This is a genomic window from Mesobacillus sp., assembly GCF_049588175.1.
GTDB lineage: Bacteria > Bacillota > Bacilli > Bacillales > Cytobacillaceae > Mesobacillus.
Genome location: NZ_JBAVFI010000677.1, coordinates 1 through 2,251 on the forward strand (window position 1 = coordinate 1; position 2,251 = coordinate 2,251).

Annotated in this window: 2 protein-coding genes; both read right to left on the reverse strand. The window is 40.9% G+C overall.

Annotated elements, in window-relative coordinates; all coding sequences use genetic code 11:
* The coding region (locus tag WB217_RS16490) for a cation:proton antiporter (protein WP_423994357.1) at positions 1 to 442 on the reverse strand (442 nt) is incomplete at its 3' end.
* Between the two features lie 13 nt (positions 443 to 455).
* On the reverse strand, positions 456 to 1,781 hold the full coding sequence (gene mgtE, locus WB217_RS16495; RefSeq protein ID WP_423994358.1) for a magnesium transporter: 1,326 nt from the start codon (positions 1,779 to 1,781) through the stop codon (positions 456 to 458).
* Positions 1,782 to 2,251: the final 470 nt, after the last annotated feature.

Here is a 2,251-nt window from a genome sequence, read left to right on the forward strand (position 1 = left end):
CAACAACACCAAGTGAAATAGTGGAGATGATCAATGTCATTAAAAAGACGTTATCAATGAAACCAGCAAGAACAAATAAATAAGATAGACCTAAAGAAGCAATAAAAATGCCGACAAAGATAATCGTTGACACGGCAAACGTATTTGGTTCTTTCTTGCCGTTCGCCATTACCTTATTTTTCTTGCCGCCAGAAAACGCGGTGAAATCAATTTCCAATCCGCTCAGGAACATTAGGAATAGGAAGCCTAATGTTGACAGCGTTCCAAGCCATGCATCCTCATGGACAATATTAAAGCCGCTTTTACCAATAATCAGTCCCATGATGATTTCGGCCACGACCACAGGTATAATGCTTAATTTCAAACGGTGAAGCAATATTGGTGTAATAAATGCAACGATGATTACGATTACGAGAGAGATAATCGAAGCATGCTGTTCCATCCCCATCCCTCCTTTATTTTGTAAGATAACTCATAAAAGCAGTCGCGATTCCAAAATAAATCAAAATGCTAATGATATCATTTATAGTCGTGATGAATGGACCTGACGCTACCGCAGGGTCAATTTTCAGCCGATGCATAAGCAAAGGGACCAATGAACCAGCCAGTGTGGCAATGATGAGGGTAATAAAAATTGAGATACCGACAAGGGCGCCCAGGAAAAACTCACCCTGCCAGAAATAAACGACAAAGGCTACCAAAACTCCACATATCGCTCCAGTGATCAACCCGGTGCCAGCTTCCCTTAGAATAATATCCCACTTACTTTCTTTTTCAAGATCACCTGTGGCAATCCCCCTGACTGCAACCGCAAGTGCCTGTGTTCCTGTATTGCCTGCCATTCCCGCAATGAGGGGTATAAAAACTGCTAAGATTGAGACCTTGTTAAGCGTCTCCTCAAACCTTCCAATCAAGCTCGCTGTGAACATTCCCAGGAACAGCAGGATGATCAGCCATGGCAGGCGCTTTTTGGCTGCAGAAAATGGATTCCGGTCCATTGTATCAAGATCGGCGATCCCGGCCAATTTGGAATAGTCATCAGATGCTTCTTCTTCCATAACATCGATAATATCATCGACAGTGATAATACCTAATAGGTGATTTTGAAAATCTAACACCGGCAAAGCAAGGAAATTATAGTCCCTCATCATGCGCGCGACTTCCTCTTGGTCTTCACCTACAGATACGGAGACTACACGTTCATTCATAATTTCGGAAATCATCGTATCGTCATCGGCCACGATTAGATCACGCAGGGAAATGACACCTGCTAATCGCTTTTCATCGTCAATCACAAACAAATAATAAATCGTTTCTGCTTGAGGAGCTTCGTTCTTTAAAATATACATGGCAGACCTGACCGTCTGGTTGGCAGAAATCGCAATGAATTCTGTTGTCATGATACTGCCGGCCGTGTACTCTTCATAATGAAGCAAATCTTTTATTTCCTGTGCCGCTTCCTCATCCATGATGGTTAAATAGCTGGCAACCTGATCCTTGTCGAGCTCATTAAGGACATCGACTGCATCATCAGCATACATATTTGATAGCATGTCAGCTGCATAATTCGGATTCATCTGCGCCAGCACGTCTTTAAAATCTTCGTCATCTGCTTCTAAGTTTTCAAAGAGCTCAGCCATCTCTTCAGGTGAAAGGAAATGATAAACCTTTGTGCGTGTATCATCATCCAACTCACCAAAGAATGCAGCCTGGTCATAAGGGTGCAGTTCCAGAAATTCAGCTCGGAAATCATCAATTTTTTCAGAGTAAAGTGCTTCCATCAGCAATTCAGTGTTAATTTGCTGCTTTGATGCTGATTCTTGTCGTTCCTCAGCCATCCACCTTACCCCCTTTCTTAATCAGTACATTTCATTATACTAGCATTTCTCGATTTCTTTGTCTTTTATAAGCCTCTTTTCGTAAACTATTTTGCTTTACATCCAACATCACTTTTTCCTTGTCATTGATTCTTCTGAAAAGTGCAGAGCACTAATGCGGATTGAAACAAAAGAAATAAGTGTTTTCTTCTATTGATCTCTCTTTTAACATTCCCTTTTGTATGCAGTTATCTTACAGCTAAAATTTTTTGTCAGAATAAAAATTTATCTCAGAAAACTCAATTTCAAAAGCACTATTCTTTTTGCTATTCTCCGTAAACAATAGGAATAATATATATCGAGAGGAGCTGCACGATGAAACTGGATATCATTGGGGATATACACGGCTGTTATGCTGAGTTTGAACACCTCAC

Coding starts and splice junctions, on each gene's coding strand:
- mgtE (WP_423994358.1), bottom strand. CDS start 1,781: ATGGAAGCACTTTACTCTGAAAAAATTGATGATTTCCGAGCTGAATTT.